The 15,985-nt window shown below is 72.8% G+C and carries 12 protein-coding genes; 3 read left to right on the forward strand and 9 right to left on the reverse strand.

What is annotated here, in order from left to right; translation table 11 throughout:
• Positions 1-16: 16 nt before the first annotated feature.
• On the forward strand, positions 17-802 hold the full coding sequence (locus tag C9F11_RS09710) for a nucleotidyltransferase domain-containing protein (RefSeq protein WP_138958885.1): 786 nt from the start codon (positions 17-19) through the stop codon (positions 800-802).
• 147 nt (positions 803-949) lie between these two features.
• Here the strand turns inward: C9F11_RS09710 and C9F11_RS09715 are convergent, their stop codons facing one another.
• The 9 genes from C9F11_RS09715 to C9F11_RS09755 form a co-directional block, all read right to left on the reverse strand.
• Complete coding sequence (locus C9F11_RS09715; RefSeq protein ID WP_138958886.1) at positions 950-2,161, reverse strand: pseudouridine synthase; 1,212 nt, start codon at positions 2,159-2,161, stop codon at positions 950-952.
• Between the two features lie 12 nt (positions 2,162-2,173).
• Positions 2,174-2,815, reverse strand: coding sequence for an SMC-Scp complex subunit ScpB (scpB, locus tag C9F11_RS09720; RefSeq protein ID WP_138966284.1), 642 nt, complete (start codon positions 2,813-2,815; stop codon positions 2,174-2,176).
• Between the two features lie 5 nt (positions 2,816-2,820).
• The gene (locus tag C9F11_RS09725) at positions 2,821-3,828 is read right to left on the reverse strand and encodes a segregation/condensation protein A (protein WP_138958887.1); all 1,008 of its coding nucleotides are present in this window, start codon (positions 3,826-3,828) and stop codon (positions 2,821-2,823) included.
• Positions 3,829-3,845: 17 nt separating this feature from the next.
• Complete coding sequence (locus tag C9F11_RS09730; RefSeq protein WP_171075685.1) at positions 3,846-4,409, reverse strand: hypothetical protein; 564 nt, start codon at positions 4,407-4,409, stop codon at positions 3,846-3,848.
• Positions 4,394-5,521, reverse strand: a complete 1,128-nt coding sequence (locus tag C9F11_RS09735) for a ParA family protein (RefSeq protein WP_138958888.1) — start codon at positions 5,519-5,521, stop codon at positions 4,394-4,396. Before C9F11_RS09735 ends, C9F11_RS09730 begins: the two co-directional genes overlap by 16 nt.
• Before the next feature lie 363 nt (positions 5,522-5,884).
• Positions 5,885-7,009 (reverse strand): alanine dehydrogenase, encoded by a 1,125-nt coding sequence (gene ald / locus C9F11_RS09740; RefSeq protein ID WP_138958889.1) that lies wholly within the window; start codon positions 7,007-7,009, stop codon positions 5,885-5,887.
• A 134-nt stretch (positions 7,010-7,143) separates the two neighbouring features.
• Entirely contained in the window at positions 7,144-9,219 is a 2,076-nt protein-coding gene (locus tag C9F11_RS09745) for a tetratricopeptide repeat protein (RefSeq protein WP_249402157.1), read from the reverse strand.
• 309 nt (positions 9,220-9,528) lie between these two features.
• Positions 9,529-10,155 (reverse strand): NUDIX hydrolase, encoded by a 627-nt coding sequence (locus C9F11_RS09750; protein ID WP_138958891.1) that lies wholly within the window; start codon positions 10,153-10,155, stop codon positions 9,529-9,531.
• An 86-nt stretch (positions 10,156-10,241) separates the two neighbouring features.
• On the reverse strand, positions 10,242-11,891 hold the full coding sequence (locus C9F11_RS09755; RefSeq protein WP_138958892.1) for a CTP synthase: 1,650 nt from the start codon (positions 11,889-11,891) through the stop codon (positions 10,242-10,244).
• A 463-nt stretch (positions 11,892-12,354) separates the two neighbouring features.
• Here C9F11_RS09755 and C9F11_RS09760 point away from each other — a divergent pair, with 463 nt between their 5' ends.
• The gene (locus tag C9F11_RS09760; RefSeq protein ID WP_138966288.1) at positions 12,355-14,166 is read left to right on the forward strand and encodes a glycoside hydrolase family 15 protein; all 1,812 of its coding nucleotides are present in this window, start codon (positions 12,355-12,357) and stop codon (positions 14,164-14,166) included.
• Positions 14,167-14,286: 120 nt separating this feature from the next.
• Positions 14,287-15,945 carry a PucR family transcriptional regulator gene (locus C9F11_RS09765; RefSeq protein ID WP_138958893.1) on the forward strand — a complete coding sequence of 553 codons (1,659 nt, stop codon included), beginning with the start codon at positions 14,287-14,289 and terminating at the stop codon, positions 15,943-15,945.
• Positions 15,946-15,985 lie beyond the last annotated feature (40 nt).

Here is a 15,985-nt window from a genome sequence, read left to right on the forward strand (position 1 = left end):
CGCGTACGCTCCAGAGATGGACAACCCCCAGGACCTGGTCCGCGACCACACGATCTACGCCTGTGTCATGGGGTCGCGCGCCTTCGGCCTGGCCACGGACGACAGCGACACCGACCGCAGGGGCGTCTTCCTCGCGCCGACCCCGCTGTACTGGCGCTTCGAGAAGCCGCCCACGCACGTGGAGGGACCGGCGGACGAGCAGTTCAGCTGGGAACTGGAGCGCTTCTGCGCCCTCGCGCTGCGCGCCAACCCGAACATCCTGGAGTGCCTGCACTCCCCCCTCGTCGAGCACCTCACGGACACCGGCCGCGAGCTGCTCGCGCTGCGCGGGGCGTTCCTGTCCCGCCGCGCGCACGAGACCTTCGCCGCGTACGCCCTCAGCCAGCGCAAGAAGCTCGACGCGGACGTCCGCACCTTTCCCCAAGCTCTCGGCTCCGCTCGAGCAGGGGAGACCCCATTCGCCCCGCGCTGGAAGCACGCCATGCACCTGCTGCGGCTGCTGACGAGCTGCCGCGACCTGCTGCGCACCGGCGAGCTGCGGATCGACGTGGGCGACCTGCGCGAGCCCCTGCTCGCGGTCAAGCGCGGCGAGGTGCCCTGGCCCGAGGTGGAGTCCCGGATGACCCGCCTCGCGGCGGAGTGCGACGCGGCGACCGCCCGCACCCCGCTTCCCCCGGAGCCGGACCACCGCCGCGTCGAGGACTTCCTGTACCGCGCCCGCCGGGCGTCAGCCGCCCAGGCGCACGCGGACGACGAGGTCGTGCAGGGCGTCGTGGGCGGTGTGCGCGCCCGGCAGGGCTGAGGCCGCCCGCGCGTCGTCCAGCACGGCGCGCAGCCGCTCGACGGCGACGGCCGCCCGCGCCAGGAGGCGGGGGCGGCCGTCGTCGTGTCCGGTGTGAGGACTACGTGTCCGGTGTACGGACTACGTGTCCGGTCTCCGGTGTGCGGTCTAGAGGTCGACTTCCTTCATCAGCATGCCGACCTCGGTGTTGGACAGGCGGCGCAGCCAGCCCGACTTCTGGTCGCCGAGCGTGATCGGGCCGAAGGCGACCCGCACCAGCTTGTCGACGGGGAACCCGGCCTCGGCGAGCATGCGGCGCACGATGTGCTTGCGGCCCTCGTGCAGGGTGACCTCGACCAGGTAGTTCTTGCCGGTCTGCTCGACGACGCGGAAGTGGTCCGCGCGCGCGTAGCCGTCCTCCAGCTGGATGCCGTCCTTGAGCTGCTTGCCCAGGTCTCGCGGGATCGGGCCGACGATGTGCGCGAGGTAGACCTTCTTCACGCCGTACTTGGGGTGGGTCAGGCGGTGGGCCAGTTCACCGTGGTTGGTGAGCAGGATGACGCCCTCGGTCTCGGTGTCGAGCCGCCCCACGTGGAACAGCCGCGTCTCGCGGTTGTTCGTGTAGTCGCCCAGGCACTGGCGCCCCTCGTTGTCCTCCATGGTGGAGACGACACCGGCGGGCTTGTTCAGCGCGAAGAACTGGTACGACTGCGTGGCCACGGTCAGGCCGTCGACCTTGATCTCGTCCTTCTCGGGCTCCACGCGCAGGCCCTGCTCCAGGACGATCTCGCCGTTGACCTCGACGCGGGCCTGCTCGATCAGCTCCTCGCAGGCGCGCCGGGAGCCGTAGCCCGCGCGGGCCAGGACCTTCTGCAGACGCTCGCCCTCCTGCTCGGCGCCCGGGAAGGTCTTGGGGAGCTTGACGTCCTTCTTGCCCGCGTACCGCTCGCGGTTGCGCTCCTCAGCGCGCGTCTCGTACTCGCGGGAGTACGAGGGCGCCGGGCGGCCGCGACCGGCGCCGCGCTGGTCCTGGGAGCGCTTGGGGCCGCCCTTGGCGCCGCCGCGCGCCGAGGCGCCGCGGCCCGACTTCGGGCCGTCCTGCGAGGCGGCCGGGCCCACGTCGTAGCGGCGCTCCTCGGGGCGGGGCTTGCTGGGGCGGCCGCTGCCCTGCCGGTCGTCGCGACCGCCACCGGCACCCCGGTGGTCGCCGCGGCCACCGCCACCGCTGCTGCTGCCGCGGCCACCGCCGGTGGGGCGCCCGCCGCTGCCGCCCCGGCCGCCACCGCCGGGGCGCCCGCCGCTGCTGCCGCGGCCGCCGCTGTTGCCACCACGGCTCCCGCCGTTGTTTCCGCTGCTGTTCCTGCCGCTGCTGCTTCGCATCAAAGTTCCGTCTTAGGTCGTCTGCGTCTTCTCGTCCGGGGCGTCGGGCGCGTCCGGATCGAACGACGGAAGTCCTTCCTGCGTCTCGGCCTCGATCGCCTCCGCCTCCGGGAGGAAGGGCGCGAGCTCCGGGAGCTCGTCCAGGCCGCGCAGGCCCATCCGCTCCAGGAAGTAGTTCGTCGTCCTGTACAGGATCGCACCTGTTTCGGGTTCCGCGCCCGCCTCCGCCACCAGACCCCGCTGGAGCAGGGTGCGCATGACCCCGTCGCAGTTCACTCCGCGCACCGCGGAGACCCGGGAGCGGCTGACCGGCTGGCGGTAGGCGACCACGGCGAGCGTCTCCAGGGCCGCCTGGGTGAGCCGGGCGTGCTGCCCGTCCAGGACGAAGCCCTCGACCGCGGGCGCGTACGCGGGGCGCGTGTAGTACCGCCAGCCGCCCGCCACCAGGCGCAGCTCGAAGCCCCGGCCCTGGGCGGTGTACTCGTCGGCGAGCTCGCGCAGCGCCTCCGCGACGGCCCGCCGGGGCCGCTGGAGGACCTTCGCCAGGTGTTCCTCGGTGGCGGGCTCGTCGACGACCATGAGGACGGCTTCCAGGGCGGGCCGCAGCGCCAGCTCGGCGACCTCGGACCGCAACTCCCCGACCGGGCTCTCCATGCTGCTCAACGCTTCTCCTCCTGCGGCTCGGGGGCCCGGTCGAACTCGTCGGTGACGGTCGGCTCGCCGTCGCCCTCGCCGCCCGTCCAGCGCACCACCAACTCGCCGAGCGCGTCCTCCTGCTCCAGGGCGACGGCCTTCTCCCGGTACAGCTCCAGGAGCGCCAGGAAGCGCGCCACGACGGTCAGGGTGTCGTCGGGCCCCAGCTCCTCGATCAGCCCCCGGAAACTCATCTCGCCGCGTTCCCTGAGCCGCGCCACGACCACGGCGGCCTGCTCCCGCACGGAGACCAGCGGCGCGTGGATGTGGTCGACGTACACCTGCGGCTCGGCCCGGGGCTGCATCGCCTTGACGGCGAGCCTGGCGAACCCCTCGGCGCCGATGCTGATGACGACCTCGGGCAGCAGCTCGGCGTGGTGCGGTTCGAGCCCGACGGTCCGCGGGTAGCGGCGCGCCTCGTCGTCGAGCCGCCCGCTGAAGATGTCCGCGATCTGCTTGTACGCGCGGTACTGGAGCAGCCGCGCGAACAGCAGGTCACGGGCTTCGAGCAGGGCCAGGTCGGCCTCGTCCTCGACCTCGGCGGCGGGCAGCAGCCGCGCGGCCTTCAGATCGAGCAGGGTGGCGGCGACCACCAGGAACTCGGTCGTCTGGTCCAGGTCCCAGTCCGGCCCCATGGCCCGGATGTGCGCCATGAACTCGTCGGTCACCTTGGAGAGCGCGACCTCGGTGACGTCCAGCTTGTGCTTGGCGATGAGCTGGAGGAGCAGGTCGAAGGGGCCCTCGAAGTTGGCGAGCCGGACCGTGAACCGCCCGTCGTCGGGCGCGGGGTCCGCCGGAGCCTCGGCGGGCCCGTCCTGCGCGGCCTCGGCGGGCCCGTCGTGCGGGCGCGGGGGCTCGCTCCCGGTCTCGGCAGGGGGCGGGCTCGGGACGGCCTCCGTGCCCGGCCCTCGGCCCAGGGCGCGCCGACGGGCGGGCGGCGGTGCGGACGTGCTGCTCGTCGAGGTGGTGGACATTACGCGGAAAGGTACCGCTACCGCCCGCGCAGCCGTCGTACGAGGATGCTCGCGTCCCCCCGCGATTCCAGGTCGGCGAGGACGACGGCGACGGCCTCGCGCACGATGCGCCCGCGGTCCACCGCGAGCCCGTGCTCCCCGCGCAGCACGAGCCGCGCGTGCTCCAGGTCCATCAGTTCCTCGGCGGAGACGTAGACCGTGATCTTCTCGTCGTGCCGCTCGCGCCCGCTGGGGCGCCGGTTGGCGGCCCGGCCGCGCTTGCGCGTCTGGGTGGCCGTCGAGGCCGCGTTCTTGCCCGTGCCGGAGCTGCCAGAACCTTCCTGCGCCGAGCGGCGGCCCTGCGCGTCGTCGCCGCGGCCCTGCTCCGCCTCGCCCGCGGGGTGCTCGGCGGACTCGCCGTCACCCTGCGCGGCGGCGGAGGCGTGCGACTCCTCGGCGGCGGCCTCGTCGCTCTCGCCCGCGGGCGCGGGCACCCTCGCCTCGCCGTTCGTCTGCCGCCGAGGCGTCGAGGCCTGCAGCGCCGTGCCCCCGGTCGTACGGAACAGCTCGTCGGCCCCGGGCAGACTCACTCGGCGTGACACCGGGCGAGCACCTCCCTGGCGAGCTGGCGATAGGCGGCCGCACCGACCGAGTTCGAGGCGTACGTCGTGATCGGCTCACCGGCGACCGTGGTCTCCGGGAAGCGCACCGTCCGGCCGATCACCGTGTGGTAGACGTGGTCGTCGAACGCCTCGACCACGCGCGCGAGGACCTCGCGGCTGTGCACCGTGCGCGAGTCGTACATCGTCGCGAGGATGCCGTCGAGCTCCAGGTCGGGGTTGAGCCGCTCCTGGACCTTCTCGATGGTCTCGGTGAGCAGCGCCACACCGCGCAGCGCGAAGAACTCGCACTCCAGCGGCACGATGACCTTGTGCGCCGCGGTGAGCGCGTTGACCGTGAGCAGGCCGAGCGAGGGCTGACAGTCGATCACGATGTAGTCGTAGTCGGCCATGAGCGGCTTCAGGGCGCGCTGCAGCGTGGACTCGCGCGCGACCTCGCTGACGAGCTGCACCTCGGCGGCGGACAGGTCGATGTTGCTCGGCAGCAGGTCCATGTTGGGGACCGCGGTCTTCAGGAGCACCTCGTCGGCGGACATGCCCCGCTCCATGAGCAGGTTGTAGACCGTGAGGTCGAGCTCCATCGGGTTCACGCCGAGGCCGACCGAGAGCGCGCCCTGCGGGTCGAAGTCGACGAGCAGGACCCGGCGTCCGTACTCCGCGAGCGCGGCACCCAGGTTGATGGTCGACGTGGTCTTGCCGACGCCGCCCTTCTGGTTGCACATCGCGATGATCTTCGCGGGGCCGTGGTCGGTCAGGGGTCCCGGGATCGGGAAGTACGGCAGCGGACGCCCGGTCGGGCCGATGCGCTCGCGGCGCTGGCGCGCGGCGTCGGGGGCGAGCGTGGCCGCGTACTCGGGGTCGGGCTCGTACTCCGCGTCGGGGTCGTAGAAGTGACCCTGGGGCAGTTCCTCGTAGTCGGCGAGGGGGGTAGGGGTGGTGTTGTCGCCACTCCGGTCGCCGGCCATGGCGTTCACGTGTTGGCCATCCATGCTCTGGGGTGCTGACGGTGTCGGACTCTGGCGGGCTTCGAAGGTGCGGACAGCGACGGAGCCGACAGCCTCGAGCCCGACGGGGCCCTGGCCCCGTCCAGACATTCCTGGTTGACCACCCCCGGGAGCAAATGTCGACTCATTCACAAGTCGTCTTACCTCCTTGGTGACCAGGAAATTTCTAGATAGGTCAGCGTGGCACCATGCCGACGGTTGGCGACTCTATGGCGTGTCACCGCTCCGCAGCAACACAATCCGCCGGACCCGGCCCGATGTGTCGGCAACGGAACACCCCGGTGTCAAGGGCGTATGCCGCTTCGTCGGCACGATTCCGGGGTGCGCGAAACGGTTAAAGGGTAAGTTTCACGGCGAGTTGACCGTGTTCGCGCCGAACCGGCGGCGGCCGGACCCCTCACAAGGTCCGGCCGCTGGCGTGAGATTGACGACTTTTGTTGACGTTCGCCGAGATCAGCCGAGCAGGGAGGCGAGCTCCAGGTGCTCGTAGCCGTGGGCCTCGGCGACCTCCTTGTAAACGACCTTGCCGTCATGCGTGTTGAGACCCAGGGCCAGCGCCGGGTCGCGGCGCAGGGCCTCGACCCAGCCGTTGTTGGCCAGGGACACGATGTACGGCATCGTCGCGTTGGTCAGCGCGTACGTGGAGGTGTTGGGCACCGCGCCGGGCATGTTGGCCACGCAGTAGAAGACCGAGCCGTGCACCGGGAAGGTCGGCTCGGCGTGCGTGGTCGCGCGCGAGTCCTCGAAGCAGCCGCCCTGGTCGATCGCGATGTCGACAAGAACACTTCCGGGCTTCATGCGCGAGACCAGCTCGTTGGTGACGAGCTTGGGGGCCTTGGCGCCCGGGATGAGGACGGCGCCGATGACGAGGTCGGCCTCCAGGCAGGCCTTCTCCAGCTCGAAGGCGTTGGAGACGACGGTCTGGATCTTCGTGCCGAAGATCTTGTCGGCTTCCTTGAGCTTGTTGATGTCACGGTCGAGCAGGGTGACGTGGAAGCCCATGCCGATGGCGATCTGCGCGGCGTTCCAGCCGGAGACGCCACCGCCGATGACGACGGCCTTGCCCGCCGCCACACCCGGGACGCCGCCGGGCAGCACGCCGCGGCCGCCGACCGCGCGCATCAGGTGGTAGGCGCCGACCTGCGGGGCGAGACGGCCCGCGACCTCGGACATCGGGGCGAGCAGCGGCAGGGCGCGGCTGGGCAGCTCCACCGTCTCGTACGCGATGGCCGTGGTGCCCGACTCCAGGAGCGCGTCCGTGCACTCCTTGGAGGCGGCCAGGTGCAGGTAGGTGAAGAGCGTCTGGTCCTTGCGGAGGCGGTGGTACTCCTCCGCGATCGGCTCCTTGACCTTCAGGAGCAGGTCGGCCGAGGCCCAGACCTCGTCGGCGGTCTCGAGGATCTCGGCGCCCGCGGCGACGTACTCGTCGTCCGTGATCGACGAGCCGACACCGGCGTTGCGCTCGATGACGACCTGGTGGCCATGGCGCACCAGCTCGTGCACGCCGGCGGGGGTGATGGCCACCCGGAACTCGTTGTTCTTGACCTCGCGGGGGATGCCGACCTTCACGTCGATCACGGTCCTTGGCTCAGGGGGATTTAGGGCAAAGCGGTACATACCGGTACGCACATGAGCGCATCGGAAGACACCACGTAGACACGCGGCGGAGCCATTCTAATGAAGGAGTTCTCGCTGTCTAGCCTTTCAAAGCATCAATCTCGACCGGATGCACTACGGATTTCGTAGGCGGAGGCCGGGGCTCCATCCACCGGGGCAGGGCTCCCGACCTCGGCGGACTCACCGCTCAGCTCACTTCCAAGGATGCGCTCGGCGGCCGCGCGGTGCAGCCGGGCCGCGGCCGGGTCGCCGAGCCGGTCCAGGGTGTCCGCGAGCCGCAGCTGCAGCGCCGCGAGGAGCCGGGTGTCCGCCGCCTGCCGGGCCAGGTCGATCGCCTCCCGGCAGGTGCGCAGGCAGTCCTCGGGCCGCCCCGCGTACTCCTGGACCCGCGCCAGCTCGCCGAGGGCCCGCGCCCGGGCCGGGAGGTCCCCCGTCCTGCGGTGGCCCGCGACGGCCGAGCGCCAGTTGCGCAGGGCCTCGCCGTAGCGGCCCGCGTAGGTGTGGGCGGTGGCGATGCGGCCGTGCAGCCGGGCGGCGTCGGCCCGCTCGTCCCGGGCCTGGCGCTCGGCGAGGGCCCTGCCGTACCAGTCGGCGGCCCGGGGGTAGTCCCCCAGCTCCTGGTAGGCGCCGCCGACGGATTCCATCGCACGCCCGGTCGCGTACGGGTCGCCCGCGGCCCGGGCGCAGTCGAGGGCGGCGCGGTAGCGGGCCAGCGCCTCGTGCGTACGGCCGGTGCGCGCGTCCAGGTCCGCGAGGTTGAGGAGCGCGGCCGCCTGCTCGCGCGGCAGGTCGCGGCGCTCGGCCACGTCGAGGACGAGCTGGTGGATGCCGTACAGGTCGGGGGCGGCGGCCTCGGTGCCCCAGTGCGCGGCGAGCGCCCGGGTCAGGGCCGACATCAGCCGCCGGGCGAGCGTGTCGAGCTCGCCGTCCGCGACCGCGAGCCGGGCCGCGGCGAGCAGCGCGGGCCTGCGGATGCGCAGCCAGTCGGCGGCCGCGCGCGGGTTCGGGAAGCGCAGGGCGCGGGGCAGTCCGGCCAGCTTCTTGCGCGCGGCCGAGTCGCCGGGCTCGGTGATCGCACGGCAGGACTGGAGCAGCCGCACGGTCCGCTCCAGCATCCGGGCGCGCGCCAACTGCACCTCCCCGGGCCGGTCCTGCGCCTCCATCAGTTCCCGGAGCAGCGGCACCAGACAGCCCGGCACGTCGTACTGCGGCAGCGGCGAGTCCACGGTGCGCAGCAGGCCGAGCGCGACGAAGTCGTCGAGCGCGGCGCGCGCCGCGTTCACCGAACAGCCCGCGAGCGCGGACGCGGTGTGCGGGTCGACGTACCCGGCGGGGGCGAGGCACAGCAGACGCAGTATCCGCGCGGCGGGGCCGGGGAGTCCGGCGTAGGCCTGCCGGAAGACGCGGGCGAGGCCCGAGTCGGCCGCGCCGTCCTCGGGGAGCTCGCGCAGCTGTTTGGCGAGGTCGGCGACGGCCGCCTTGGGCCGGGCGGCGAGCCAGCCCCCGGCGATGACGAGGGCCGCCGGGTGGCCGCCGCAGGCCTCGACCAGGCTCTCCGCGGAGCGCGGGTCGACGGTGATGCGCACCGAGCCCGCGCTGCGGGTGAGCAGGTCGAGCGCGGCCTTGGTGTCCAGGCCGCCGAGGGTGCAGGGCCGCACGTCGGGGATCCCGGTCAGCGGGCCGCCGGACACGGCGACGACCAGGCAGTCGGGGGTGTCCGGGAGCAGCGGGTCGACCTGGGCGGCCCCGGCGGCGTCCACGGCGTCGGCGTCGTCGGCGCCGCTCTCGGCGGCACCCTCGGCGGGGGCCGGGGCGGCGGTCTCCGCGACGTCGTCCAGGAGCAGCAGCGCCCGGCGGTCGGCGAGGGCCGCGCGCAGCGTCGCGGTCAGGTCGTCCTCGCCCGCGCCGGCGGGGGCGGGCACGGCGAGCGCGTCGAGGAGTTCGCGGGCGGTGCGCTCGGTGGGTACGGGCGTGCCGTCGGGGTCGCGGAGGCGGGCGCGCAGGATGCCGTCGGGGTAGGCGTCGGCGAGCTGCCGGGCCAGCTCCTCGGCGAGGGCGGTGCGGCCCGAGCCGGGGCGGCCCGCGATGAGCAGGACGCGGGCGCGGGGGGCCTTGCGGCCCGAGAGGGTGTCGAGCCCGGCGCGGTCGATGTCGGCGCGGAGTTCCTTCAACTCCCGGTGGCGGCCCACGAACCGGGCCCCGTCGGCACCGGCCGCCGCGCTCGTGGGCGGCGGCACGGCACCCCGCGCCGCACCGTCCGTGTCGACCGCCTGATCCGTCACGGGTAACGCTCCCGTCCGCCTGCGCACGAGCCCGCCGGAACTCCGGGCGGGACGCTTGCAGAGCCTAGTTCAGGCCCTGCCGCCACCCCGGTGCCACGGCGCGCGGAAGTCGCCCGATCGGATCAGGAGATGGTCACACCGCACGGGGTGTCCCGCGGGCCCGGACGGGCGCGCCGCCGGAGCCCGGCGGCGCGGCCGCTACGCCTGGAAGGGCCGCGCGGGCCACGGCGCGTCGGCCGGGCGCAGCGCGTCCAGGCCCTCGCCGCGCAGCGCGGCTGTAAGCGACATGACGCCCACGACCAGGCAGTTGTTGTGCAGCTCACCGGCCAGGACGCCGCGCACGAGGTCGTCGAGGGGGACGCGCGCGATCTCCATGTCGGCTTCCTCCTCCTCGACCTCGAAGCGCTCGCCCTCGGCCTCGGACAGATCGCGGGCGAGGAAGACGCGCACGGCCTCGTCGCAGCCGCCGGGCGTGGTGTAGACGTCGGTGAGGACCCGCCAGTCCTCGGCCTTGATGTGCGCTTCCTCGTAGAGCTCGCGCTGGGCGGCGTGCAGCGGGTTCTCGCCGGGCACGTCGAGGAGGCCCGCGGGGATCTCCCAGAGCTTGTGGCGCACCGGGTGGCGGTACTGGCGCACCAGGACGACGCGGCCGGACTCGTCGAGGGCCAGGACGGCGACGGAACCGGGGTGGACCTGGTAGTCGCGACGGGAGACCGATCCGTCGGGCATGACGACGTCGTCGGTGCGCACGGAGGTCTTGTTCCCGACGAACGGCGTGGCCGTCGCCGTGATCCGCCACTCCTCCGCGGTGTCCTTGATCGTCATGTCGTCCTGCCCCTTCCACACGTCCATACGAAAGCCGGGGCACGCGCCCCGAAGGGCCGTACCCCGGCAACCGTATCGCTCTTGTGCTACTTGCCCGTCTTGCGCTCCACCGCGGCCTTGACCAGGCCCGCGAACAGCGGGTGCGGACGCGTCGGGCGCGAGCGCAGCTCCGGGTGCGCCTGGGTGGCGACCAGGTACGGGTGGACCTCGCGCGGGTACTCGACGTACTCGACGAGCTTGCCGTCCGGCGAGGTGCCGGAGAACTGGATGCCCGCGTTCTTCTCCAGGTCCGCGCGGTAGGCGTTGTTCACCTCGTAGCGGTGGCGGTGGCGCTCCTCGACGTACTCCTTGCCGTCGTACACCTCGCGCACGATGGAGCCCTCGGCGAGCTTGGCCGGGTACATGCCCAGGCGCATCGTGCCGCCCATGTCGCCCTCACCGGCGACGATGTCGAGCTGCTCGGCCATCGTGGAGATGACCGGGTGGGCGGTGGCGGCGTCGAACTCGGTGGAGTTGGCGTCCGGGATGTCCGCGAGGTTGCGGGCGGCCTCGATCACGATGCACTGCAGGCCCAGACAGATGCCGAGCAGCGGGATCTTGTTCTCGCGGGCGTACTGGATGGCGCCGACCTTGCCGGAGACGCCGCGGTCGCCGAAGCCGCCGGGGATCAGGACCGCGTCGACGTCGCCGAGCTGCTTCTTGGCGCCCGCCGGGGTCTTGCAGTCGTCCGAGGTGACCCACTTGACCTTGACGCGCGCCCGGTTGGCGAAGCCGCCGGCGCGCATCGCCTCGGTGATGGAGAGGTAGGCGTCGGGCAGGTCGATGTACTTGCCGACGAGCGCGACCGTGACCTCGTGGTCGGGGTTGTGGACGCGGTCGAGCAGGTCGTCCCAGGTCGACCAGTCCACGTCGCGGAACGGCAGGTCGAGCTTGCGCACGACGTAGGCGTCCAGGCCCTCGGTGTGCAGGACCTTCGGGATGTCGTAGATCGACTTGGCGTCGATCGCGGCCACGACGGCGGCCTCGTCGACGTCGCACATCAGCGAGATCTTGCGCTTGATGGCGGTCGGCACGTCGCGGTCGGCGCGCAGCACGATCGCGTCCGGCTGGATGCCGATGTTGCGCAGGGCGGCGACCGAGTGCTGGGTCGGCTTGGTCTTCAGCTCGCCGGAGGGGCCGATGTAGGGCAGCAGCGAGATGTGCACGACGAAGACGTTGTCGCGGCCGACCTCGTGGCGGACCTGGCGGACGGTCTCCAGGAAGGGCAGCGACTCGATGTCGCCGACCGTGCCGCCGACCTCCGTGATGACGACGTCGACGTCGTCGGTGGCCATGCGGCGGATGCGGTGCTTGATCTCGTTGGTGATGTGCGGGATGACCTGCACGGTGTCACCGAGGTACTCGCCGCGCCGCTCCTTGGCGATGACCTGCGAGTAGACCTGGCCGGTGGTGACGTTGGCCGAGCCGTCGAGGTCGACGTCCAGGAAGCGCTCGTAGTGCCCGATGTCCAGGTCGGTCTCGGCGCCGTCGTTGGTGACGAACACCTCGCCGTGCTGGAAGGGGTTCATCGTGCCCGGGTCCACGTTCAGATACGGGTCGAGCTTCTGCATCGTGACCCGAAGGCCCCGGGCCTTGAGGAGCGCACCCAGGCTCGAGGCCGTCAGGCCCTTGCCGAGCGAGGAGGCGACGCCCCCGGTGACGAAGATGTGCTTGGTCGTCGTGGATGTGGGTGGCATGGCCAAGAGGGGGCTCCCGTGCGTCGCGGTCTGGGGTGCGTACCGGCGTCCGCTCCGTGCTTGCTTCTCCGCTCGGAGGGAGGTGCCGTCGCTGCGGTTCGGGGGTTCGATGACCACCGGCTCACGGGCTACCAGGGTATCAGCGTCAAGAGGGGCCTGCTTCCGGCCACCCCTTGACACGCGCATTCACGTCACGTACACGATCTTCACCGCGTACACATGTGCGTGCCGCAACTCGTTCGGCCTAGCCACGTTGGCTGGACGAGGGGGCAGATTGCGGCGGTGCCGATGTATGTTGCTCGGACACTTGCTGCCGACCCACGCGCGCGGGCGGAACCATCCCCCGTCGCCATTTCTGGAGACCACCGGAAACACTCGGGCCCGGCAGTTCGTTCTTTGCAGCGAACCCTTGACCGTAGAACGAGCGCCCCGAGAGCGGGCGAACGTGGCCGTTTGAATGGGGATGCACGTGGCCGGGCGCATCGAGGATTACGCACTGATCGGAGACATGCAGACCGCGGCGCTGGTCTGCCGGGACGGCACGGTCGACTGGCTGTGTCTGCCCCGCTTCGACTCCCACGCCGTCTTCGCGGGCCTCCTCGGCACGGAGGAACACGGCTTCTGGCGCCTCGGCCCCGCGCATGCTCCGGGCGCGCGGCCCGAGGCCGCGAGCCGGCGGACGTACCGCGGGGACTCACTGGTCCTGGAGTCCGAGTGGGACACCCCGCGCGGCACGGTCCGGGTGATCGACTTCATGCCTCCGCGGGACAGCGACGCCCCCCAGCTGGTGCGGATCGTGGAGGGCGTCAGCGGCCGCGTGCCGATGCGCTCGGCCCTGCGGATGCGCTTCAGCTACGGCCGCGTCGTGCCCTGGGTGCACAAGGTCGACGGCCGCACGGTCGCCGTGGCCGGGCCGGACTCGGTGTGGCTCGACACCTCCGCCGAGACCTTCGGCAAGGACCTGACGACGTACTCGGACTTCACCGTCGGGCCCGGCGACCGCATCGCCTTCACCCTCTCCTGGCAGCCCTCCCACAAGCAGCCGCCCGCCCACCCCGAGCCGGAGGCCGCCCTCACGGCGACCGAGGACTTCTGGCGCGAATGGGTCGAGCACTGTACGTACCACGGGCCCTACCGCGAGGCGGTGGTGCGCTCCCTGATCACGCTCAAGGCCCTGACGTACGCGCCCACCGGCGGCATCGTCGCCGCCCCCACCACCTCCCTGCCGGAGGACATCGGCGGCTCCCGCAACTGGGACTACCGCTTCACCTGGCTGCGCGACGCGGCCATCACCCTCTCCTCGCTCCTGCGCACCGGCTACCGCGAGGAGGCCCGCGCCTGGCGCGAGTGGCTCCTGCGCGCCGTCGCGGGCGACCCGGAGAACCTCCAGATCATGTACGGCATCGCGGGCGAGCGCGAGCTGGGCGAGGCCGAGCTCGACTGGCTCCCGGGCTACGAGAACTCCGGCCCGGTCCGCGTGGGCAACGGCGCGGCGCACCAGCTCCAGCTCGACGTCTACGGCGAGGTCACCGAGGCCCTGCACCTGGCCCACATGACGGGCCTCGCCCGCAACGACTACGCCTCGCTGCTCCAGCTCAAGCTGATCCGCTACCTGGAGACGCACTGGAACGAGCCGGACGAGGGCATCTGGGAGGTCCGCGGCCCCCGCCGCCACTTCGTGCACTCCAAGGTGATGGCCTGGGTCGCCGTCGACCGCACCATCAAGCTCATCGAGTCCGGCGACGCCGACGGCCCCCTGGAGCGCTGGCGCGAGCTGCGCGACGACATCCACCGGGACGTCTGCGACAAGGGCTACGACAAGGAGCGCAACACCTTCACGCAGTCCTACGGCTCCAAGGAGCTGGACGCGTCCCTGCTGCTCATCCCCCAGGTGGGCTTCCTGCCGCCGGACGACAAGCGCGTCATCGGCACCATCGAGGCCATCCAGCGCGAGCTGTCCACGCCGGACGGATTCATCCTGCGCTACCCGACGTCCGGTGACGACGCGGGCGTGGACGGCCTGGAGGGTGACGAGGGAGCGTTCCTCGCCTGCTCGTTCTGGATGGCCGACGACCTGGCGATGATCGGCCGCGTGGACGAGGCCCGCAAGCTCTTCGAGCGCCTGCTCGCCCTGCGCAACGACCTGGGGCTGCTCGCCGAGGAGTGGGACCCGCGCCTGAAGCGCCAAGTGGGCAACTTCCCGCAGGCGTTCAGCCACGTGCCGCTCATCGACACGGCCCTGCGGCTCACGGCGTCGGGCGCGTACGGCGGCTGAGACCGCACGCACGGGTGGCGGCCGGGTGAAGTCCTGGCCGCCAGGACAGGGCGGGACGGCGGCCGCGCGGCCCCCGGACGGCGGCCGGTGCCCGGGCCCAGGTCAGGTAGCGTCCGCCCCATGGAAAGTCAGGACACTCAGGGCGGCATCACCGTACAGCGGGCACTGGAGCTTCCGGGCCTGCGCGGCGGCCTTCCGGAGGTCCTCGCGGGCGCCGACCGGCTGCACCGGACGGTGCGCTGGGTGCACGCGGGCGAGGTGCCGAACATCGCCTCGCTCCTCAAGGGCGGCGAGCTGCTCCTGACCACGGGCCTCGGCCTCGGCACCCGCCCCGCCGACCAGCGCGCCTTCGTCCGCGACCTGGCCGAGCGCGGCATCGCCGCCCTGGTCGTCGAGCTCGGGCCGCGCTTCTCCCGGCTGCCCGCCGCGCTCGTGGACACGGCGCGCGCGGCGGGGCTGCCCCTCGTGCAGCTGCACCGCGAGGTGCCGTTCGTGACGGTCACCGAAGAGGTGCACACGGAGATCGTCAACGGCCACTACGCGCTCCTGCGCCGCGCCGAGGAGGTGCACCGGCGCTGCACCGAGGCGCTCCTCGGCGGCGGTGGCGTGCCCCAGGTCCTGTCCGTCCTCGCGGACTTCAGCGGCAACCCGGTCTTCCTGGAGACGGCCGAGGGACAGCTCCTGTACGCCGCCGGGGCGGGCGGCGCGTGCGCGGACCCGCTCCAGGTGTGGGAGGGCCTGCGCGGGCGGCAGGCCGACCGGGACGAGCCGCCCGCGGGCGCCGTGTTCGTCGACGTGCCGGGCGGCGGCCCCGGGGCGGGCTCGGTGCGGGCCCGGCTCGTGCTGCTCGCCGTGGAGTCCGCGCTGCTTCCCGTGCACCGGATCGCGGCCGAGCGCGCCGCGGGCAGCCTCGCGGTGGTCCTGATGCAGGCGCGCCAGGACGAGGAGCTCGCCGCGCGCGGCCGGGGCGACTTCCTCACCGACCTGGCCGAGGGCCGCATCACCGCCGACGACGCGCCCGCGCAGGCCCGCGTGCTCGGCTTCAAACCGGGCCGCGGCCCGCTCCTGCCGGTCGTGATGCGCCTGGCCGGAGCCGCCGCAGGGGCGCCGTCCGGCAGCGGCTGGGCGGTGCTCGCGCGCGCGGTCGCGGAGGAGCTGACGGCGGTGGGCGTGCCGGTGCTGCTCGGCGTGCGCCCCGTAGAGGGAAGGGTTCCGCTCCTGCTCGGTCTGCGGGCCGAGGCGGAGCGCGCCACGGTCGCTGACCGGGTCGCCGCCGCCCTGCGGGCCGGGGTGGAGCGGGCGGGCATGCAGCGAGCGGACGCGCCGCCTCCGGTCGTGGTGGTGGGCGTCGCGGGCGGCTGGGCGGCGGCGTCGGCGGGGCTCCGGCACGCGGCCGAGACCGCGACGGCGGCGCAGGGCCTGCCGGAACGCCCCTGGTACGACGCGCGGCGCCTGGACATCGACCTGCTCCTGTGGCGGCTGCGGGCCCACCCCGACCTGGCGGCGTTCGTCGACCGCGCGATCGGCCCGCTGCGCGCCCACGACCAGCGCTCCAAGCCGCCGCTGCTGCCCACCCTCGAGACGTACCTGGCCCACGCGGGCCGCAAGGCGGAGACCGCCCGCGAACTCCATCTGAACCGCCAGACCCTCTACAACCGCCTCGCCCGGATCAGCGAACTCCTGGGCACCGACCTCGACGACCCGCAGACGGTCCTGGCCCTGAGCCTGGCCCTGCGGGCCCGCAGACACGTACCGGGGACGCCGACCGGCACGGCCTGACCACGTCCGGGGGCCCGGTGCCCACGTCCGGGGCTGCGGT

The sequence above is a fragment of the Streptomyces sp. YIM 121038 genome (assembly GCF_006088715.1).
GTDB lineage: Bacteria > Actinomycetota > Actinomycetes > Streptomycetales > Streptomycetaceae > Streptomyces.